Below are 17,087 nucleotides of genomic sequence, written 5' to 3'. Positions count from 1 at the left end.
CCGTCAGGTGAGCTGGCGGCCGAGTTCGTCCAGGGCGTGTGCGGTTGCGGAGAGGGGGTAGCGGGCGGCATTCGCGTATCCGGCCTGCCGCAGGGCGGTCAACAGTCCGGGGGCGGTCCGCAGGCGCTCGATGTCGCGGGCGAGGGGAGCGGTGCGGGTGAAGTCGGTCGCCATCCCGGAGCCGGCCAGGGTCTCGGTGAGGCCCGGAACCGGTTGGTAGAGGACGGGCAGCCCGCAAGCCTGGGCTTCGAGGGTCACCAACCCCATGGTCTCCGGTGCGAGCGCCGGCTTCACGAGCACGTCGTGCTCGGTGAAGGACCGCCACAGCTGTGGGCGGCGCAGCCAGCCGAGGTAGCGGATCCGCATCCCGGTGCGCTGCAGAAGCGGAGCCAGCGCCTGGAACTGGGTCTGGGGGGTGGCGACGCTCAACTCGACACCGGGGATCGCGGCCAGGCTGACCAGGTGTGCGGCGCCCGTCTCGGCGGTCAGTCGTCCTGCGTACAGCAGTCGCAGATGGCTCGTCGGCGAACGGGGCGGCCTGGCAGGCGGCGCGGTCAGCAGGTGGTCGGGGATGCCCCACGGGATGTGAGTGATCTTGCGGCGGTCGATCGGGGCGAGCTTGAGCAGGAGGTCGGCCATCGCAGCGGTGGGCACCACGATGGCATCGGCGGCCCGTGCGGTCTCGCGCAGGATCTGCATCTGGTCGCGGTGCGTCCTGGCGCAGATCAGGTCGGTGCCGTGGACGAGGGCGATCCTCGGGTGCGCGGGGAGGGCCCTGATCAGGGCCGGGGTGGCGCCGAAGGTGAGGTGCTGCAGGTGCAGGACGCCGATCCGGGCCGGGTCGAGTGCGGCCGTGAGAGCCCTGCGCAGGGCGAGGACGTAGCGGCCGAAGGCCGGGCCGTGAAGGCACTTGCCTGCCACCGACAGCAGGTGCAGTCCGCCCGGGAGGCGGAAGCGGGGGTCGGTGGGAGCGAGCATGAAGGCACGGGCCGGAATGAGAGGGCTCTCGCCGGTATAGAGACTGAGGTAGCGTCCGGCGCTGCCGCCGGGGCTGCCTGCGGGCAGGTCCATGAAGGTCGCGGCCAGGGGCCGCGACGGTGGGGGGACAGCGGGGTTCACCGGGGGTCTCCTTGGATCTCCTCGTACAGGCCGTACAGCCGGTCCGGGTTCCCTGCGGCCGGCCCGGATTCATGCCGGGCGGGGCGGGTCTGATCGGTGTCGATGACGAACGCGAACTCCTGGAACGCCACGGTCATGACCTCGCTGGGGGTGGGTTGTCGCCCGCGGCGAGCTGGGCGGCGCGGGCGGCCACGAGGGCTGCCCGCTCGGCATCGTCGAGGATGTCGCTCTCCTTGAGCACGGTCAGGACCTGCCGCCGGAGCGTCAACGCCCGCTCCCGGCGTCGGGTGCAAGCGTCGTGGCGGCTGACTCGTCGGGTGCGGCCGGTGTGGGGGGTGTTGGTCCCGCAGGCAGGCATGCCGTGGCCAGGAGCACCGCGCTGAGGCCGTAGGTCCGGCCGTCGCAGGGGAATGCCGGCACAGATTCCGAGGCGTCGTCCACAGCTGCCTCGTCGAACAGCACCCTGGCGGTCAGGGCCGGATTGCTGTGCATTGCGCCATGCGTGAGCACGGTGCCCCACGGACCCTTGACGGCTTCCCCCGTGCAGAGAATGACTGCCGGGTCGTCATCGGCACGGTCGACCACGGCGGGGTGGTGGGGCCAGAAGGCCACCTGGTCGAGGAAAGCGGGGCTGATCGGTACGAGCGTCGTGTCACCCGTCTCGGCTTCCTGGGCCCGCTCGGCGTCTGATGCATGGAAGACAAGTCGTGCACCGCAGGCGGTGCCCCGGGGCCGCGGCGCAAGCAGCCGGGGCCGGGGGTAGAGCGGCACGACGATCGCCCCGGCGCGCAGAGCACCGAAACAGAGGGCGGGAAAGGCCGGGACATTGGGCAGTCTCATCCCCACGCGATCGCCGGGGCGCACGCCGTGGGCGAGCAGTCCGCCGGCCACCCGGGCACTGAGCTCGTCCAACTCGGCATAGCTCAGGACACTCTCGTCGACGCGCACCGCCGGTCGCTGTGGGTGTCGTTCGGCCGCTTCCGCCAGGGCAGTGGCGAGATTGCTCACGTCAGGTCGCTTTCATGCACGCAGGTCTGATCTTTACGTGACGATCCTCGCAACAAGGACCTGCCGGACACCATGTCGTCATCGACACCCTTTTCTGTGCCCGTCGACAACGACCGAGCAGGGACTCAGTCGTTGGCGAGAAACCCGTGCCTGACGCTGCCCTAGGCTCGGCCACGTGCACGTGACAGCGCCCAGACGCCTGGTGGCCGAGCTGGCCAAGATCCTGCTCGGCAGGCTCGATGCCATCGCCGCGGAGATGGCCGAACTGACCTACGAGAACATTGAGTTCTACCGAACGATGGTGGTGCGCCCGGAGGACCTGCGCGCGTCCATGCGCCACAACTTCCATGGCTCCATCAGCTACCTGGCCGACCCCGACGTGCCGTCGATCGACCTGTCCGGGCCCGCGGAGACGGGCCGCAAACGCGCCCTGCAGAACGCGCCGTTGCCGGAGATCCTGCGTGCCTACCGCCTGGGCGCCCAACACCTCTGGGAGCAACTCCTCCTTGAGGCCAGGAAGTTGGGCGGAGACGCGCCCGACGCGCTCCTGGAATCGGCGGGGCAGATCTGGGACATCGCCGACGCGCAGTCCTCGGTCCTCACCAACGCCTACCGGGAAACGCTCGCGGAACGGATGGTGGAGACCGACCGGCGCCGCTCCGCCCTGGTCGCCGAGCTGATCGACGGGCCCTCCTCGGACAGCGACACCATCTGGGAAGTCGCACGCATGCTCGACTTCCCGTTCCAGGGATCGTTTCTCGTCGTGACCGCCGAGGCCCTCACCGTCGGCGATCCGCCACTGCCGGGACTGGACAGCCAGTTACGAGCCCTCGACGTCGGATCGGCGTGGCGTGCGCAGCCGAGTTCCGAGACAGGGGTGCTCTCCTGCCCGCAACGGCAGCCGGTGGAACGGATCCTCGATGCCGTACGCGCCGTCGCGACAGGCCGCGTGGGCGTGAGCCCGCTCTACGACCGTCTCGACCAGACGAGCCGTGCGCTGCGGTACGCGCAAGTCGCTGCGCAGTCACTGTCCCCAGGCTGTGCGGCGGTGCGCCAGCTCGACGACACACCTCTGACGGAACTGGTGATGCACAACCTGGAAACCACTCAGCGCGCCGTCCACCGCATTCTCGGCGGCGTGCTCTCCCTGCCCGAGGACGACCGCACCACTCTGCTCGCCACCGCCCGGGCATGGCTCGGAGCACACGGATCGGCGGCCGAGGCGGGACGGGCTCTGTACTGCCACCAGAACACGGTGCGCTATCGCATGCACCGCCTGGAGGAGTTCCTGCGCGGTCCCCTGGACGACCCGAGGATCGTCGCCGAACTCTCCATGGCACTCGACGCCGTGGGCACCTTCCCCACCCTCCTGGAGCAGCGCCCGCCACCTCTGACTCCCTGACGGACCGCTGCGAGCTGGAGACACCCCGTCGTTGCCCTGTCGGCTGTACGCCATCGAGTCCGTATCTCAGGCGGCGGTGATGGTGACCTTGACGTGTTTCATCAGTGGCTGGTCGCTCTGGGTGCTGTAGTCGCCGATCGCGCACAGTACGTTCATCTCCGGCATGTAGCCGGCCGCGCAGCCGCGGGGGATGTCGTAGGGAATGGCCAGGTAGCCGTTGAGGTGACGGTGGCTGCCGTCCTTGGCGGTGCTGGTGATGTCGACCGGGTCGAGTTCGGACAGGCCCCGTTCCCGCATGTCGTCCTGGTTCATGAAGACGAGTGTGCGCAGGTTCTTGATGCCCCGGTAGCGGTCGTTGTCGGAGTAGATCGTCGTGTTCCACTGGTCGTGGGAGCGCATGGTGCCCAGCGCCAGGGTGCCCGGGGCGGGGACCACGTCGGGCAGGGTGGCGGTGGAGAACTCGGCGCGGCCCGTCGGGGTGAGGAAGACCAGTTCGCGGGCGGGCTGCTTGATGCGGAACCCGAGCGGCAGGCGCACCCGGCGGTTGCAGTCCTCGAAGCCGTCGAGGGCCTGGGCCATGGTGTCGCGGATGCGGTCGTAGTCCTCGACGTACCACTCCCAGGGCGTGTTGCTGTCCGGGAGGGCCGCGCGGGCCATGCCGGCGATGATGGCGGGCTCGGAGAGCAGGTGCGGCGAGGCGGGGCGCTTCATGCCGACGGAGAGGTGGACCATGCTCATCGAGTCCTCGACCGAGGTGCTCTGGATGCCGCCTTTCTGGTGGTCCTTCTCGGTCCGGCCCAGGCACGGCAGGATGAGCGCCCGCCGGCCGTGGACGAGGTGACTGCGGTTCAGCTTGGTGCTCACCTGGACCGTGAGGTCGCACATGCGCAGGGCCTCGTAGGTGTAGACGGTGTCGGGTGCGGCGAGGGCGAAGTTGCCGCCCATGCCGACGAACACCTTCACCTCGCCGCGGTGCATCGCCTGGATGGTGGCGACGGTGTCCAGGCCGTGCTCGCGGGGCGGGTCAATCTTGCAGACCTCGGCCAGGCGGTCCAGGAACTCCTCGGTGGGCCGGTGGTCGATGCCGCACGTCCGGTTGCCCTGGACGTTGCTGTGCCCTCGCACCGGTGACGGTCCGGCTCCCTCCCGGCCCAGATTCCCGCGCAGGAGAAGGAGGTTGACGATCTCCCGGACGGTGTCGACACCGTGTTCGTGCTGGCTGACGCCCAGGCACCAGCTGACGATGCTGCGGTCGGCGTCACGGTAGACCCGGGCCGCTTTGAGGATGTCGTCCCGGCCGACACCGGACTGATGCTCGATCTCCTCCCAGGACGTGGCCTCGCACACCGCCCGGTACTCGTCGAAGTACGCCGTGTGCCGGTCGATGAACTCCTGGTCCACGGCCTTGGGATCGGTTCCGGCCCACTCCAGGACCGCCTTGGCCATGCCGCGCAGGAGCGCCATGTCGCCGCCGACGCGGGGCTGAAGGTTCAGGGTGCTGGTCCGGGTCGCCTTGAAGAGGGCCATGTCCGTGAAGTCGTGCGGCACGATGGTGCGGGTGGCGGCTGCTTCGACCAGCGGGTTGACGTGCACGATCTGGGCGCCACGACGGTATGCCTCGGCGAGGGCGGTGAGCATCCTCGGCGCGTTCGAGGCGGCGTTGACGCCCATGATGAACAGGGCGTCGGTGGCCTCCCAGTCCTTCAGGTCGACGGTCCCCTTGCCGGTGCCCAAGGACGCCTGCATGGCGCGACCGCTCGCCTCGTGGCACATGTTCGAGCAGTCGGGCAGGTTGTTCGTGCCCAGTTCACGGGCCATCAACTGGTACAGGAAGGTGGCCTCGTTCCCGAGGCGGCCGGACGTGTAGAACGACGCCTGGTTCGGATCGTCCAGTTCACGCAGAGCGCGGCCGGCCAGCTCGAACGCGTCGTGCCAGCTGATGGGGACGTAGTGGTCCGACTCCGGGTCGTAGGCCATCGGTTCGGTCAGCCGGCCCTGGTCCTCCAGGTCGAAGTCGCTCCAGCCGGACAGCTCGGTCACCGAGTGGGCGGCGAAGAACTCGCGGCCGACCCGTTTGCGGGTCATCTCCCAGGTGACGTGCTTGATGCCGTTCTCGCAGATGTCCAGGTGAAGGCCCTTGGTGTCATCCGGCCAGGCGCATCCCGGGCAGTCAAACCCCTTGTTCTCGTGGTTCATCCGCATGATCGCCCGTGGCCCGTCCACCAGCGCGCCCTCGCTCACCAGCACCCGGGTCACGCTCTTGGCGGCCCCCCAGCCCGCCGCGGGGTGATGGTAGGGGCTGAATCGCGGTTTCTCCGCCGGAACGGGTCCCACCCGGGGCTCCGGCTCTTGCTGGTCGTCATCGGAGGCGTTCAAAGGTCTCACCCCTTCGCGACCCGGGCATGGGCCGATGGCCGTCACTGTTTTTCAGGCTATGCCGGTGGATCAAGCGATGCATGCGGTGTACCGGCCGTGGTGCCGGCGGACCGCTTCGAGTTCGGGAGGGCGCCTCGGGCGGATTGCCGTGGGAGGCGGGTGCCGCGCCGTCCTGTCTCCGCGGCGAGGCCCCGGGGCGGGCTGTTTCGGCAACCGGTTCGGGCGGCCGGCCTGTGAAGAGTTTGTCCGTTTTGGAGCCGGCCTCGTGAAACGATCAGAGATGGATCCTGTCCTTGATCTTTTCCAACCGCTCGTGGAACTCCTCGCGGTGTTCGGCGCGCTTCTCGGCACGGAGTCTGTCGGCCGCGGCGGCCTGGGCCTCCTTGGCCGCCGCGCCGGCGGCCTCGTACTCGTCCAGGACCTCGTGAGCCGGGCGCCGGACCACCGTGCCGCCTTCCGCGGCGACATCGGTGTCGATGACGCTCTCCCGCACCTCGGTGACATCGGCGATCAGCGCGTTCCGCCCCGGCAGAACGGTCCTGGCCAGCTCGCTGATGGCAGCGTCGGTGTCGGATGCCTTGTGCGCATCGATGACACCACCGACCAGGGCGCCCGCGCCCCAGCCCAGCAGGACTCCGAACGGCCCGCCCAGAAGGCCCACGAGCAGGCCGATGAGGCTGCCCTTGGTCACACCCGCCGCCGTCACCTGGCCGGTTCCGTCCATGATCTCAAGGGTGCCGTCAGCCCTCCGTTCGATCACGACGGCGGCGTGGACGTCGACGAGACCATCGGTATCGGCGTTCTTCAGCAGCGCCAGTGCGCGGTATGTCTTGTCGTCATCGGCGAACCGAATCGCGATCACGTTCCGGGATTTCGTTTCACTCATGATTTCTCCATGGATTCCGGAGGTGCAGAAACGTGAAATCTGTCGGCCGACTGCACAGAAGCTAGAGCATGCCGTCCCTGATTTGTTCATGACGGTGACAGGTTTGGTCAGTGCGACAACATCCTTTGTGGTGCATGCCAGTGTTGGCGCGACAAGGTGTCGTGAGTGACACCCGGCGATAGCGTGGCCGCATCGTTTCCGTCGGGCGGGGAGCGCTTGTGAAAGGAGCCCGGCATGACCGATGAGGAGCTTCGGTTCGCGACAGCCGGTGGCTGCGCCAGGGGATGCGCCGACGACAGCGATGGCGGGTCACCGGTGGCGCGGGCACGGGCCCGGTTGCGGGATCTGGCCGTTCAACTGCGTGACGACGTCGCGTGGTTGGCCGATCCCCGCACGCAGGCGCTGTTCGGCACGACCGCGAATCTGCTCGTGGAACTGGACCGGGCGTTCGCCGAGGTCGACGCCCGGGCCGCCGCGTCCGCGTGGTCCGGCTGAGACCGGACCGCTTGAGCGGGGCACCGCATTTGTGCTGCATCGCTCCCCCCGTCTCACGCGGAATGGTGATTGTTGCGTACCGGATTGAACATCCCGCGGGAAGTCCATAGGAATCCATGGCCGACCCGGATTCTGCACCAGGAGTTGCTCATGTCGATGTCGTCATTCGGTTTCAGCCCGTCCGATCCCTTCAGTGAATTGTTGAACCGGTTCTTCGGTATGTCCCCCGCGTCATCGCCACCCGCGGTGCAGCGCGTGCCGATCGGGCGGCTGTTGAGCGAGCCGTCCCAGGAGCTGATCAATCTGGCGGCCCAGCGGGCGCTGGAGGACGGAACGTCGGACCTGGACACGGAGCATCTGTTGTGGGCGGCCACGAAGGTCGAGCCCGCACGAACGCTCCTCGCGCAGGCGGGTATGGATCCCGACGCGCTCGCGTCGCAGCTCGCCGGGATCCTTCCCCACGAGTCCGGCGAGCCGTCCTCGGAGCCGGGCCTCACCCCTGCCGCCAAGCGCACCCTGGCCACCGCGTACGCGCGCTCGCAGCGGGCCGGTGCGTCCTACATCGGCCCGGAGCACATTCTCGGAGCCCTCCTCGACGGTGCCGACAGCGGCGCTGCACGGCTGATACGCGGTGACGACGTGGACGTGCGCAGGCTGCGCGGTCTCACCGACCGGGCAGCCCAGGCAGACGGTGTCCCGGCGGCCGGCAAGGAGCCGTTGACGACGTTGGACGAGTTCGGGCGGGATCTGACGGAGGAGGCGAAGGCCGGCAGGCTCGACCCCGTGGTGGGTCGGGCCGAGGAGATCGAGCAGACGGTCGAGATCCTCTCGCGGCGTTCCAAGAACAACCCCGTGCTCATCGGTGAGCCCGGTGTGGGCAAGACCGCGATCGTGGAGGGACTGGCCCAGCGGATCGTGGCCGGCGAAGTCCCCCACACTCTCAAGGACAAGCGGGTCGTGGCCCTGGACCTGTCGGGCCTGGTCGCCGGCGCGCAGTACCGGGGGCAGTTCGAGGAACGGCTGAAGAAGGTCATCGAGGACGTCCAGGCGGCCGGCGGCGACGTCATCCTGTTCATCGACGAACTCCACACGGTCGTCGGCGCGGGAGCGACGGGCGAGGGCTCGATGGACGCGGGCAACATGCTCAAACCCGCCCTCGCCCGCGGTGAACTCCACGTGGTGGGCGCGACAACCATCGACGAGTACCGCAAGTACGTCGAGAAGGACGCCGCCCTCGAACGCCGCTTCCAGCCGGTGCTGGTTCCGGAACCGACGGTCGAGGAGACGGTCCAGATCCTTGAGGGGCTGCGCGACGCGTATGAGGCCCATCATCAGGTCCGTTTCGCAGACGGTGCCCTGACGGCCGCGGCGGACCTGTCCGACCGGTACATCAGCGACCGCTTCCTGCCGGACAAGGCGATCGACGTGATGGACCAGGCGGGCGCCCGGGTACGCCTGCGCAGCGCCGGCCGCTCCACCGAAGTGGTCAGCCGCGAGGACCGCATCGCCAAGCTGGGCCGCGAACGGGACCAGGCCGTCGCCGCGGAGGACTTCGAGAAGGCCGCGCAGCTCAAGCACCAGATCGCCGAGGCAGAGGGCGAACTCGCGGGCATCGAGGAGCGGCGCGAGGGGGTCGTCTCCGTCACCGCCGCCGACATCGCGGATGTGGTCTCCCGCCGCACGGGGATCCCGGTCTCCCAGCTCACCGCCAGGGAGAAGGAGAAACTGCTCAAGCTGGAAGCGGACATGCACGCCCGGATCGTCGGCCAGGACGAGGCGGTGACCGCCGTCTCGCAGGCCGTGCGCCGCAACCGGGCCGGCATGGGCGACCCGAACCGCCCCGTGGGCTCCTTCCTTTTCCTCGGCCCCACCGGCGTGGGCAAGACCGAACTCGCCAAGACCCTCGCCGAGTTGCTGTTCGGCGACGAGAACCGCATGATCCGCTTCGACATGAGCGAGTTCCAGGAGAAGCACACCGTCGCCCGTCTGGTCGGCGCGCCTCCCGGATACGTCGGGTACGAAGAAGCGGGCCAGCTCACCGAGAAGGTCCGCCGCCAGCCCTACAGCGTGGTCCTGTTCGACGAGGTGGAGAAGGCACACCCCGACATCTTCAACACGCTGCTGCAGATCCTCGACGACGGCCGCCTCACCGACGCGCAGGGCCGTACCGTCGCCTTCCGGCACTGTGTCGTCATCATGACGTCCAACATCGGAGCCCACCGCATCGTCGACCACAAGGGAGACGTATCGGAGCTCAGGGACGAACTGATGGACGATCTGCAGGCACGGTTCCTCCCCGAGTTCCTCAACCGCATCGACGACATCATCATCTTCCACAGCCTCACCGAGGACGATCTCGCGCAGATCGTGGACCATCTCCTGGACCGGAGCGAGCACCGGGTGCACGCACAGGGCCTGAAGCTGGAAGTGACGGAGGCCGCGAAGAAGCTCCTGGTCGCCCACGGCTATCAGCCCACGTTCGGTGCCCGCCCGTTGCGGCGCACCATCCAGACGGAACTCGACAACCGCATCGCCGACCTCCTGCTCGCAGGCGACGCCGACCCCGGCGACACCCTCATCGCCGACATCGACCACGACACCCTCCACGTCACGATCGGCAAGGGCACTGCCGACGACGACCCGGCCACGGAGCAGGAGAGCAGGAAGTCGCCCCACGACGACACAGAGACCGGAGAGGCGGACGCGAAGGCAGTGTCCTGACAAAGGCATATCCGTGCCCGCACGCTCGGATACTCACTGGAGGAGACCCCGGATGGCACACCATCACAAGCCGAACCGAGCTGTCGAAGGCGACCCGGACTCCGGCCACGGCAGGGGCCTGCCCCGACGGCCTGACGAGGACGAGCTCGCGGAGCGGACCGTGCAGGACCGACTGGACGCAGGGCTGCGCGGCGGCCCCTCCCCCACCCCCGAAGCCGCGTACGGGCAAGGACCGGTGGAGATCGATGCCGAAGTGGAGGCGGGCCCAGGTGTATCCGTACACCAGCCACACCATGCGCATGGTTCGGCTGGTGGTTCCACAGACGGGAGTGGGTAATCGGCGCGGGTTGTCACGGGCACCGGCATCACCGTCTTGGCCGCGCTGATGCCGGTGGCGATCGGTGGGCTGTTACTCAGCACGGGCCTGTCCTGTGGCATGGACTGACCGACAATCGCCGTGGCGAAGTCCGCGCCGCCATCGGAGAGTTGAGGGCGTGCGGCCACCGCTGCGGTCGGCGGCGATGGTGGCCGTCGAGACGGGAATCGGCGTTTTCGCCGCACGCGTTCTTGCGAGAAGTGTGGCCCCGGGCGATCGGGCCACGGCCTCACCAGGCTGTCTTACCGGCCCGTCTGTTGCCGGCCGGACGCGACACGGACCGCCGGCGCGGCCGGGCAGGTCGTCGGCGACGCAGTCTGCCGGCGCCGTCGCCGCGGCTGAGCCACGACGCGGATCCGATACGGCACACCGTCACGCACCGCCAGGTGCCCCACACCACGCTCTCCGTCGAGCCCCCGCCCGAACGTCAGCAGGAGAAGGCCAGAGGCGTGTCGCACGGCATCGGTCACACGGGACCGCCACCACCAGAGCCATCGTCCGCCCAGATAGCCCCCAGTCCGTGCTCCACCCCGCCGACCGGGTCCGACGCACGCACCAGAGATGGGAAAAGCGCACTCAGCCACTGCGGTCGGGCGAATCCCCCAGAGACACCACCACCGCGGTCGCCTGCCCCTCGGGGGCGTCGTAGCTGACCGTGTCCCCGGCACCGCGGCCGAGGAGGGCGCGTCCGAGGGGGCTGTCGGCCGTGACCAGCCGCTGGTCACGCGCCACGGCCGTCTCGCCGATGTGGACGGTCTCCACGGTGCCATCAGTGAACCGCACGGTGACGGTGCTGCCCACACCGACAAGGCTGATGGAAGGCGGGCCTGCCACATCCGCCTCACGCAGCCGTGCGGTGACCTCCGAGATGCGCTCATCGAGGTGCCTGAGCTCGTTGGCACGCTGCAACTCATCGGCTTCGTCAGCTCGGTCGCCGACCACCGAGTCGGAGTCCTGCAGTGTCGCTGCGACCGTCCTGCGTTCAGTGTGGAGGTCGGCAAGCTCTTGCCGGAGGGCGTCACGGGCAGCGTTGCTGATCGGCGCTGGTTCGCTGGGCATGCCTGCTCCTCGGGGACGCAGGAAGGCAGAAGCAAAAAGCGGATAATCCGCAGTTTATCAACACCTTTGGGTGCCATGTCGCGTCGCTGCGTGCCGTACGGAGTCGTGGGTGGCCCGTTTCCAGGCTGGTGTCATTCCGACCGGGCGCCCAGGGTCCGCTCGGGGACGGGCTCAGTCGCCGGAACCGGGCGGGATCCGAACCCGAGATCGCCGAACGCATCGGTTAGTGTTCCCGGGACCGCCGGGGTGCCGTAACTAGTCTCTTCCCGGTTTCAGAACCTCCCATCTGCCCGCCGGTCATGGCCTGCGGGCATTGAGGCGAACCGCCTGCTCCGCCGTCGCCAACTCGGCGAGTGCCAGGGGGTCGTTGAGAGACCTGCCGGTCAGCTCGCGCAGCCGGTTCAACCGGTACCGGACGGTGTTGGCGTGGCAGTGCAGGACCCGCGCGGCCCGGTCCGCCGATCCGCCGTGGTGCAGGAACGCGTGAAGAGTGTCCAAAAGCGCGTCGCGGTCTTCCGGCGGCAGATCGAGCACCGCGCCGAGCACCTCCGTCGCCAGCCGCCGCCCCTCGTCCGGGTCGTAGGCGATCAGCGCGGAGAGCGGGCTGGTACTGAACATGCGTACGTCGGTCTTGCCGGCCGGGATCTCGGCGAGAGAGGTCCGGGCCAGATGCAGGGCACGCGGCGTCTCGGTGAGCGACACGTAAGGAGGGCTCATCCCCGTGCGCGCGCCGGCCGCCGCGCGCAGGATCGCCAGTACCGTGGTGCTCTGCTCGTCGCGCATCGCCACCACACCGGCCTGCAGGGTGGAGGTGAGCTGCCACGCCGACACGATGCCGCGCTCAGCGAGCCTCCGCTCCACCCCGACCAGGCTCTCCTCTGCCAGGCCGCACGTCTCCGCGGCCACCACCACCAGCTTTGTGTCAAGTGGCAGACCCAGCAGCTTGCCCACTTCCCACGGGCCGGCGTCACTCAGCAGCTGACCGGTGAACAACGCTTCCACCAACGCCGAGCGCCGCCGTATCTGGACGGCCATCAGCTCCGCGGTCGCCGCCCGGTACGCCTCGGTGAGGAGCAGCGCATGCGCGTCAGCGAGCCGCCACAGCAGGCTCGAAGCCTCCAGCAGCGCGTCCATGACGCCCGGCCGGTCGTTGCGGCGGGCGTGCCCCACGAGCGCGTCGAAAAGCATGGAGCAGCCGATGCGGTAGACCTGCAACACCTCGGGCAGCGGCGCCCCCTGATGGGCCCGGCGCCGGCCGGTCTCGGACGGTGCGGCCCGATCGGGCGTGACCCCAGGATCACCGAGCCCGCTGACCATGAATCCCAAATTGAGCTCGACCGAACGATGCAGGTCATCGCGCGGTACGACATCGCCCTCGCGGTACAGGGCAATGCGTTCGCACACGGTGGCGCACACATCGTCGATCAACTTGGGCAGCTGCCGCCCGACCCACGCGACCAGCTCGGCGAGTGCGGCACCGCACGCCGGGTCCACTCCGTCTGCAGTGATTCGATCAGCCATCAACGCTCCCCGTCCGGCCCTTGACATCGTAGCCGCGGCGCGGAGGGACGCCTCCACGGGCTGAGGAGAGCGGGGGTGGAAGACGGCACCGCATGGCATCGAGCCGGGCGCGCCGGCGGCAGATCGGCGTCGCCGACGACGGCCGCCTGCCGGGTACCGTCAACCACTCACGATTCCCACCACGAGGTTGATGGCCGTGGCGAGAATGCTCGTGCCGAAGACGTAGGACATCAGCGAGTGCCGCAGCACGATCGCGCGGATCGTGGAACTTGAGACATCCGTGTCGGACACCTGATAAGTCATGCCGAGGTTGTAGCTGAAGTAGAAGAAATCCCGGTACGCCGGCGGATCGTCCGAATTGAAGTCGATGCCGCCCGCGGACTCGTAGTACACGTAGGCGTAGCGGGTGGCGTACATCAGGTGCAGCGCGGCCCAGGCCGTGAAGACCCCACACAGAGCGGTCGCGGCGTGGCCGGTCTCGGACCCGCCGCCGTGCACGAGAAGCAGCACGATGGCGACCAGCCCGCACAGAGCCACCGACACCACCACGACTTCCTCGGTGACGGGCCGGAAGTCCTCACGTCGCGCATTGCGGTGAGTGGCTGCAGCATCCATCGGCCACAGCACCGCCCAGCCCGCCAGCACGAAGAACAGTTCCATCGCGGCGATTCCGGCCAGCACACCCAGTGCCGCGTCGGTCGGCGGTCCGACCGCCACGCCGACCACGGCTCCGAGGACCACCGCACAGGCCAGGCGAGGCACGGCGCCCACGGGCAACCAGGTCCTCATGCACCACCATCGCAATCCCGTTGGCGCCTCAGCCCGGAGCCGTCCAACGCCGCCGAAACGGCGTCGGCCCTGCGAATGAGCGTCAACCCGACAGGAACACGGGGTATGTACCCAACATACCGATCCGGCATCGCCTCGTTCTTTCAAAGACCCGGAACGGCCGACGAGGATCACTCGCGACGCGACGTGGGTGCTGCATGCCGTGCGTGTGCATGGCAGCCGTGCCGAGACAATGCGCCGGATCGCGTGCCCGGCCTTTGCCGACCCGGACGGGGGTTCGATCAGTCGTCGCAGTGTGTGATCCGGCGAGCGGCGTCGCCACCTTCGTGCGGGTGACGCGTTGGGACTGCCGTGGCGCCGCAGAAGTGACGGTTCTGCACTGGGGCCTGCCGCCCCGGACCGCGGTGCCACCGCTTGCGGTGTCCGATGAGTACGGAAGGTCATGAACGTGTGGAAGTCTGTCGGCAACCCTGTGGCGCCGACTGTGTATGACGGTGGGTCGGACGAAGGTCTGATCGGCCGGGATCGGGAAGCCGCCGTCCTCCGGGAGTTGTTGACGGGGCACCACCTGGTGACGGTGACCGGCCGGCCCGGAATGGGCAAGAGCCGACTGGCAGTTGAGGCGGCGGCGAGGCCGGACGGGCCGTGGCGCCGCGTGGTCCACGTCCGTTGGCAAGAATCCGGACCCGGAGGTCCCGGGGCGCTGACCACAGCCGTGTGCCAGGCCCTGACCGGCCGACGGCCGCATCGCCGGGAATCGGACATCGCCGCGGTGCTGCGTCATCTTCCGGCCACAGGCACCCTGCTGTTCCTCGACGACGTCGACCCGGTCCACCGGGAATGCACCGGCCTGGTGCAACGCCTCCTCGTGGCCCTGCCGGCGCTGCGGGTACTGGTGACGTCACGTCGAGTGCTGGGGCTCGGAGAGGAACAGGTACTGGTGCTGCCGCCGCTGGCCACAAGGAGCCCGGACACCTCACCCGACCGGGCACCGGCAGTAGAGCTGTTCTTCCGGCGAGCGCGAGCCGTGAGGGAAGTGTCGCTCCCCGACAAGGCAGATCTGCCGGCGGACGCGGCGGAACTGCTGGCAGTGGAGGCGATCTGCCACTCGCTGGAAGGCGTTCCGCACGCCATCGAGTTGGCCGCCGAGCAGGTGGCGCACCAGCCGGTGGGCGAGCTGGCGGACCTGCTGGAGAGTCACCAGTGCTGGCTGTCCAGCGACCGGCCCATTTTGCGGCGGCACCGCTCACTGCGAGACACCATCGGGGCGAGCTACGCACTGTTCGAGCGCGAGGCCAGGATCGTGTGGGGCAGGGCCAGCGCCTTCGCCGGAGACTTTGACGAGTCGACGGCCGTGTTCCTGTGCGCCGGCGGAGGCGTGACGCCACACCAAGTGCCCTCCTTGCTGGTCCAGCTTGCGGCCGTGAACGTGCTGGAGGCGGTGCGTGACCCGGGCGGGCCTCGCCAGCCCCGCTACCGGATGACCCGGGCCGCACGCGACTTCGGTGCCGAACGGCTGCGGGAGGCCGGCGAGTGGGAGGTGGCCCTGGAACGCCGGGCCGCGCACTGCCGTCAGGTCGCGGCGGTCGCAGAGAATCTGTGGGCCTCGGGCTGCCAGGACCGGGCCGTACGCCTCGTCCAGGAGGAGCAGGCCGAACTGACGACCATGTTGCGCCAGGCTCTTTGCCGCCCTGACCAGGCCGAGACCGCCCTGCAGACGGTCGTGAGCCTGTGGTTCTGGTGGGCGGTGTTCGACCACGGCGAGGAAGGGCGCGGCTATCTGCTGCGACTGCTGCCGCTCTGCCCCCCGGACAGCGATGCAGGGATGCGCGGCAGCTGGCTCGCTGCCTGGCTCGGCGCAGGCTGCGATCCGCAGAATGCCCGTGCCCTGCTGGGCCGGGCCTGGCCGACGGCCGTCATGGCCGGCGACGATGCCACCGTCGGCCACATCGCCCACGTCCAAGGAATGATCGCCCTGCGCGAGGGGGATCACAGGGCAGCCGCCGAGCGCTTCGAGGAAGCCGCCCGCACCATCCCCGACCATGCCCGCAGCGGTCCCTCACCGGTCGTGAGCCTGGCCGCCCAGGCCATCGCCCAGACAGCCTTCGCCCCGGACACCGCGCACCGCACCGCACGCCGGGCACTGACCCGGCAAAACTTCCGCGACGACACGTGGGCCGCTCTCGAAGCCCGTTACGCCAAGGCGTTCGTCGACCATCATCAGGGCCGCAGTGGCCTGGCACGACGTCGCGCGCAGCGCGCGCTTTCCGCGCTGGACCCGACCCTTCCCGTGCCGCGATGCCATGAAGCGCTGCGCACACTGATCACCGACACCGAGGCCGGCGCTCCCGGCCGCCTGCCACTGCCCCGAGCGCTGCCCAACACGGCATTGCCTCACCAGGTCCGGGCCGAAAGGGCGGACAACGCCATTACCGGCTAGTGGAATGCGCCGCAGAAGGTCTGCGGGCGGGTGTGGGCGGACGTCACTTCGGTGATGACCAGAACCGCAGGCCGACGGCACAACAGGACTGACACCCCATCAGAACGAGCGTCAAATGAGCGTCACGAGCGTCATTTCAGCGTCAAGATATCGCCCGTAACGCCCACACCGCACCTACTGCGCACGCACAAAACCGCAGGTCAGGAAACCTTGGCCACCGGCTCAAGGATCGCAACACACTCCACATGGTGGGTCATCGGAAAGATGTCGGCCTGGGTGAGCCACAGAAAAGACCAGGTCAGAGGCGGTTTATTCGCTTGCTGTCCCGCGCGCGGAAGCCCAGAGCGTCAAACGAGCGTCACTACCGACAATCCATCCCCGCACTTCGGGCAGCCCTCCGCGCGACCAGGTGGCGGTCGTGCAGGGCATCACCACCTCGTTCAGCTCCGGTGTCAACGAGGGCCGCATCACCGATCTGAAACTGCCAACACGGCTCAGGGCCGGACGCGCGAAAGCCACGCTGCTCCGCCACCGCGTCATCCTCGCGGCCCTGCTCCGACCCCTCCACCCGTGACGGAGCGTCACCAGTGCTCGGGCGCACGCCCCAGCTTCCCGGGAATGTTGACAGGGCCGTGTTCAGGTATACGCCGACATTGGCCGCTGCCACGGAGCCAACGTCGAGTCGACGGCAGTAATGGACGGCCACATCATCGGAAGGCGGCTGTGGCGGGTGGCCGTCAGAGCCGTCGTCCTAGTTGCCAGGCACGGGTTCAGCGGCAAAACGATCTCGGTGCCGATGGGGGCGGCTGAACGCCGACTTGCTCTTCTCCACGTTGTGAGCGCCGCCTAAGTGGTCGGCTCCGGAAGTCCTTCGGGGGTTGACTCCGGAGCCGGT

At 68.8% G+C, this 17,087-nt stretch carries 14 protein-coding genes; 5 read left to right on the top strand and 9 right to left on the bottom strand.

Annotation, left to right across the window (positions count from 1 at the left end):
* Positions 1-3: 3 nt before the first annotated feature.
* Genes SSP08S_RS27230 through SSP08S_RS58290 form a run of 4 tightly spaced genes read right to left on the bottom strand, consistent with a single transcriptional unit; the run spans position 4 to position 2,127 of the window.
* A complete protein-coding gene (locus SSP08S_RS27230; RefSeq protein ID WP_051105996.1) occupies positions 4-1,071 on the bottom strand; it encodes a glycosyltransferase family 4 protein in 1,068 nt (355 codons plus the stop codon).
* Between the two features lie 44 nt (positions 1,072-1,115).
* On the bottom strand, positions 1,116-1,256 hold the full coding sequence (locus SSP08S_RS61900) for a hypothetical protein (protein ID WP_019070805.1): 141 nt from the start codon (positions 1,254-1,256) through the stop codon (positions 1,116-1,118).
* Positions 1,253-1,387 (bottom strand): hypothetical protein, encoded by a 135-nt coding sequence (locus SSP08S_RS64250; RefSeq protein WP_019070804.1) that lies wholly within the window; start codon positions 1,385-1,387, stop codon positions 1,253-1,255. The genes SSP08S_RS61900 and SSP08S_RS64250 overlap by 4 nt, the downstream gene beginning before the upstream one ends.
* A complete protein-coding gene (locus SSP08S_RS58290; RefSeq protein ID WP_078532537.1) occupies positions 1,384-2,127 on the bottom strand; it encodes an AMP-binding protein in 744 nt (247 codons plus the stop codon). The genes SSP08S_RS64250 and SSP08S_RS58290 overlap by 4 nt, the downstream gene beginning before the upstream one ends.
* Before the next feature lie 175 nt (positions 2,128-2,302).
* On the opposite strand from SSP08S_RS58290, the gene SSP08S_RS27210 reads away from it, so the two are divergent.
* On the top strand, positions 2,303-3,529 hold the full coding sequence (locus tag SSP08S_RS27210; protein WP_043259708.1) for a PucR family transcriptional regulator: 1,227 nt from the start codon (positions 2,303-2,305) through the stop codon (positions 3,527-3,529).
* A 66-nt stretch (positions 3,530-3,595) separates the two neighbouring features.
* On the opposite strand, the gene SSP08S_RS27205 is transcribed toward SSP08S_RS27210, so the two are convergent.
* On the bottom strand, positions 3,596-5,905 hold the full coding sequence (locus SSP08S_RS27205; protein ID WP_026178860.1) for an FdhF/YdeP family oxidoreductase: 2,310 nt from the start codon (positions 5,903-5,905) through the stop codon (positions 3,596-3,598).
* Positions 5,906-6,179: 274 nt separating this feature from the next.
* Positions 6,180-6,791: a DUF1269 domain-containing protein gene (locus tag SSP08S_RS27200; RefSeq protein ID WP_019070800.1), complete on the bottom strand. Its 612-nt coding sequence runs from the start codon at positions 6,789-6,791 to the stop codon at positions 6,180-6,182.
* 234 nt (positions 6,792-7,025) lie between these two features.
* Between SSP08S_RS27200 and SSP08S_RS27195 the strand changes: the two genes are divergently transcribed.
* Together SSP08S_RS27195 and SSP08S_RS27190 are read left to right on the top strand one after the other, a co-directional pair.
* Positions 7,026-7,286, top strand: a complete 261-nt coding sequence (locus tag SSP08S_RS27195) for a hypothetical protein (RefSeq protein WP_019070799.1) — start codon at positions 7,026-7,028, stop codon at positions 7,284-7,286.
* Positions 7,287-7,436: 150 nt separating this feature from the next.
* Positions 7,437-10,007, top strand: a complete 2,571-nt coding sequence (locus tag SSP08S_RS27190; RefSeq protein WP_019070798.1) for an ATP-dependent Clp protease ATP-binding subunit — start codon at positions 7,437-7,439, stop codon at positions 10,005-10,007.
* Positions 10,008-10,959: 952 nt separating this feature from the next.
* Here the strand turns inward: SSP08S_RS27190 and SSP08S_RS27185 are convergent.
* The 3 genes from SSP08S_RS27185 to SSP08S_RS27175 form a co-directional block, all read right to left on the bottom strand.
* Positions 10,960-11,442: a GreA/GreB family elongation factor gene (locus SSP08S_RS27185; protein ID WP_019070797.1), complete on the bottom strand. Its 483-nt coding sequence runs from the start codon at positions 11,440-11,442 to the stop codon at positions 10,960-10,962.
* Positions 11,443-11,739: 297 nt separating this feature from the next.
* Positions 11,740-12,870, bottom strand: a complete 1,131-nt coding sequence (locus tag SSP08S_RS27180; RefSeq protein WP_245607964.1) for a PucR family transcriptional regulator — start codon at positions 12,868-12,870, stop codon at positions 11,740-11,742.
* Between the two features lie 252 nt (positions 12,871-13,122).
* Positions 13,123-13,752 (bottom strand): DUF1345 domain-containing protein, encoded by a 630-nt coding sequence (locus tag SSP08S_RS27175; RefSeq protein WP_026178857.1) that lies wholly within the window; start codon positions 13,750-13,752, stop codon positions 13,123-13,125.
* A 442-nt stretch (positions 13,753-14,194) separates the two neighbouring features.
* On the opposite strand from SSP08S_RS27175, the gene SSP08S_RS56050 reads away from it, so the two are divergent.
* Positions 14,195-16,192, top strand: coding sequence for an ATP-binding protein (locus SSP08S_RS56050; protein WP_063739184.1), 1,998 nt, complete (start codon positions 14,195-14,197; stop codon positions 16,190-16,192).
* 418 nt (positions 16,193-16,610) lie between these two features.
* A complete protein-coding gene (locus SSP08S_RS61170) occupies positions 16,611-16,766 on the top strand; it encodes a hypothetical protein (protein ID WP_019070793.1) in 156 nt (51 codons plus the stop codon).
* Positions 16,767-17,087 lie beyond the last annotated feature (321 nt).

Origin of the sequence: Streptomyces hokutonensis (assembly GCF_000376565.1) — a bacterium.
GTDB lineage: Bacteria > Actinomycetota > Actinomycetes > Streptomycetales > Streptomycetaceae > Streptomyces > Streptomyces hokutonensis.
This window is presented reverse-complemented; position numbering and strand designations above follow the sequence as displayed.

Excerpts from the sequence above, each read along its gene's own strand:
- SSP08S_RS61900 (WP_019070805.1), bottom strand. The coding sequence starts at position 1,256 with ATGACCGTGGCGTTCCAGGAGTTCGCGTTCGTCATCGACACCGATCAG.
- SSP08S_RS27230 (WP_051105996.1), bottom strand. The coding sequence starts at position 1,071 with ATGGACCTGCCCGCAGGCAGCCCCGGCGGCAGCGCCGGACGCTACCTC.
- SSP08S_RS27175 (WP_026178857.1), bottom strand. The coding sequence starts at position 13,752 with ATGAGGACCTGGTTGCCCGTGGGCGCCGTGCCTCGCCTGGCCTGTGCG.
- SSP08S_RS27185 (WP_019070797.1), bottom strand. The coding sequence starts at position 11,442 with ATGCCCAGCGAACCAGCGCCGATCAGCAACGCTGCCCGTGACGCCCTC.
- SSP08S_RS27195 (WP_019070799.1), top strand. The coding sequence starts at position 7,026 with ATGACCGATGAGGAGCTTCGGTTCGCGACAGCCGGTGGCTGCGCCAGG.
- SSP08S_RS27190 (WP_019070798.1), top strand. The coding sequence starts at position 7,437 with ATGTCGATGTCGTCATTCGGTTTCAGCCCGTCCGATCCCTTCAGTGAA.
- SSP08S_RS27200 (WP_019070800.1), bottom strand. The coding sequence starts at position 6,791 with ATGAGTGAAACGAAATCCCGGAACGTGATCGCGATTCGGTTCGCCGAT.
- SSP08S_RS56050 (WP_063739184.1), top strand. The coding sequence starts at position 14,195 with ATGAACGTGTGGAAGTCTGTCGGCAACCCTGTGGCGCCGACTGTGTAT.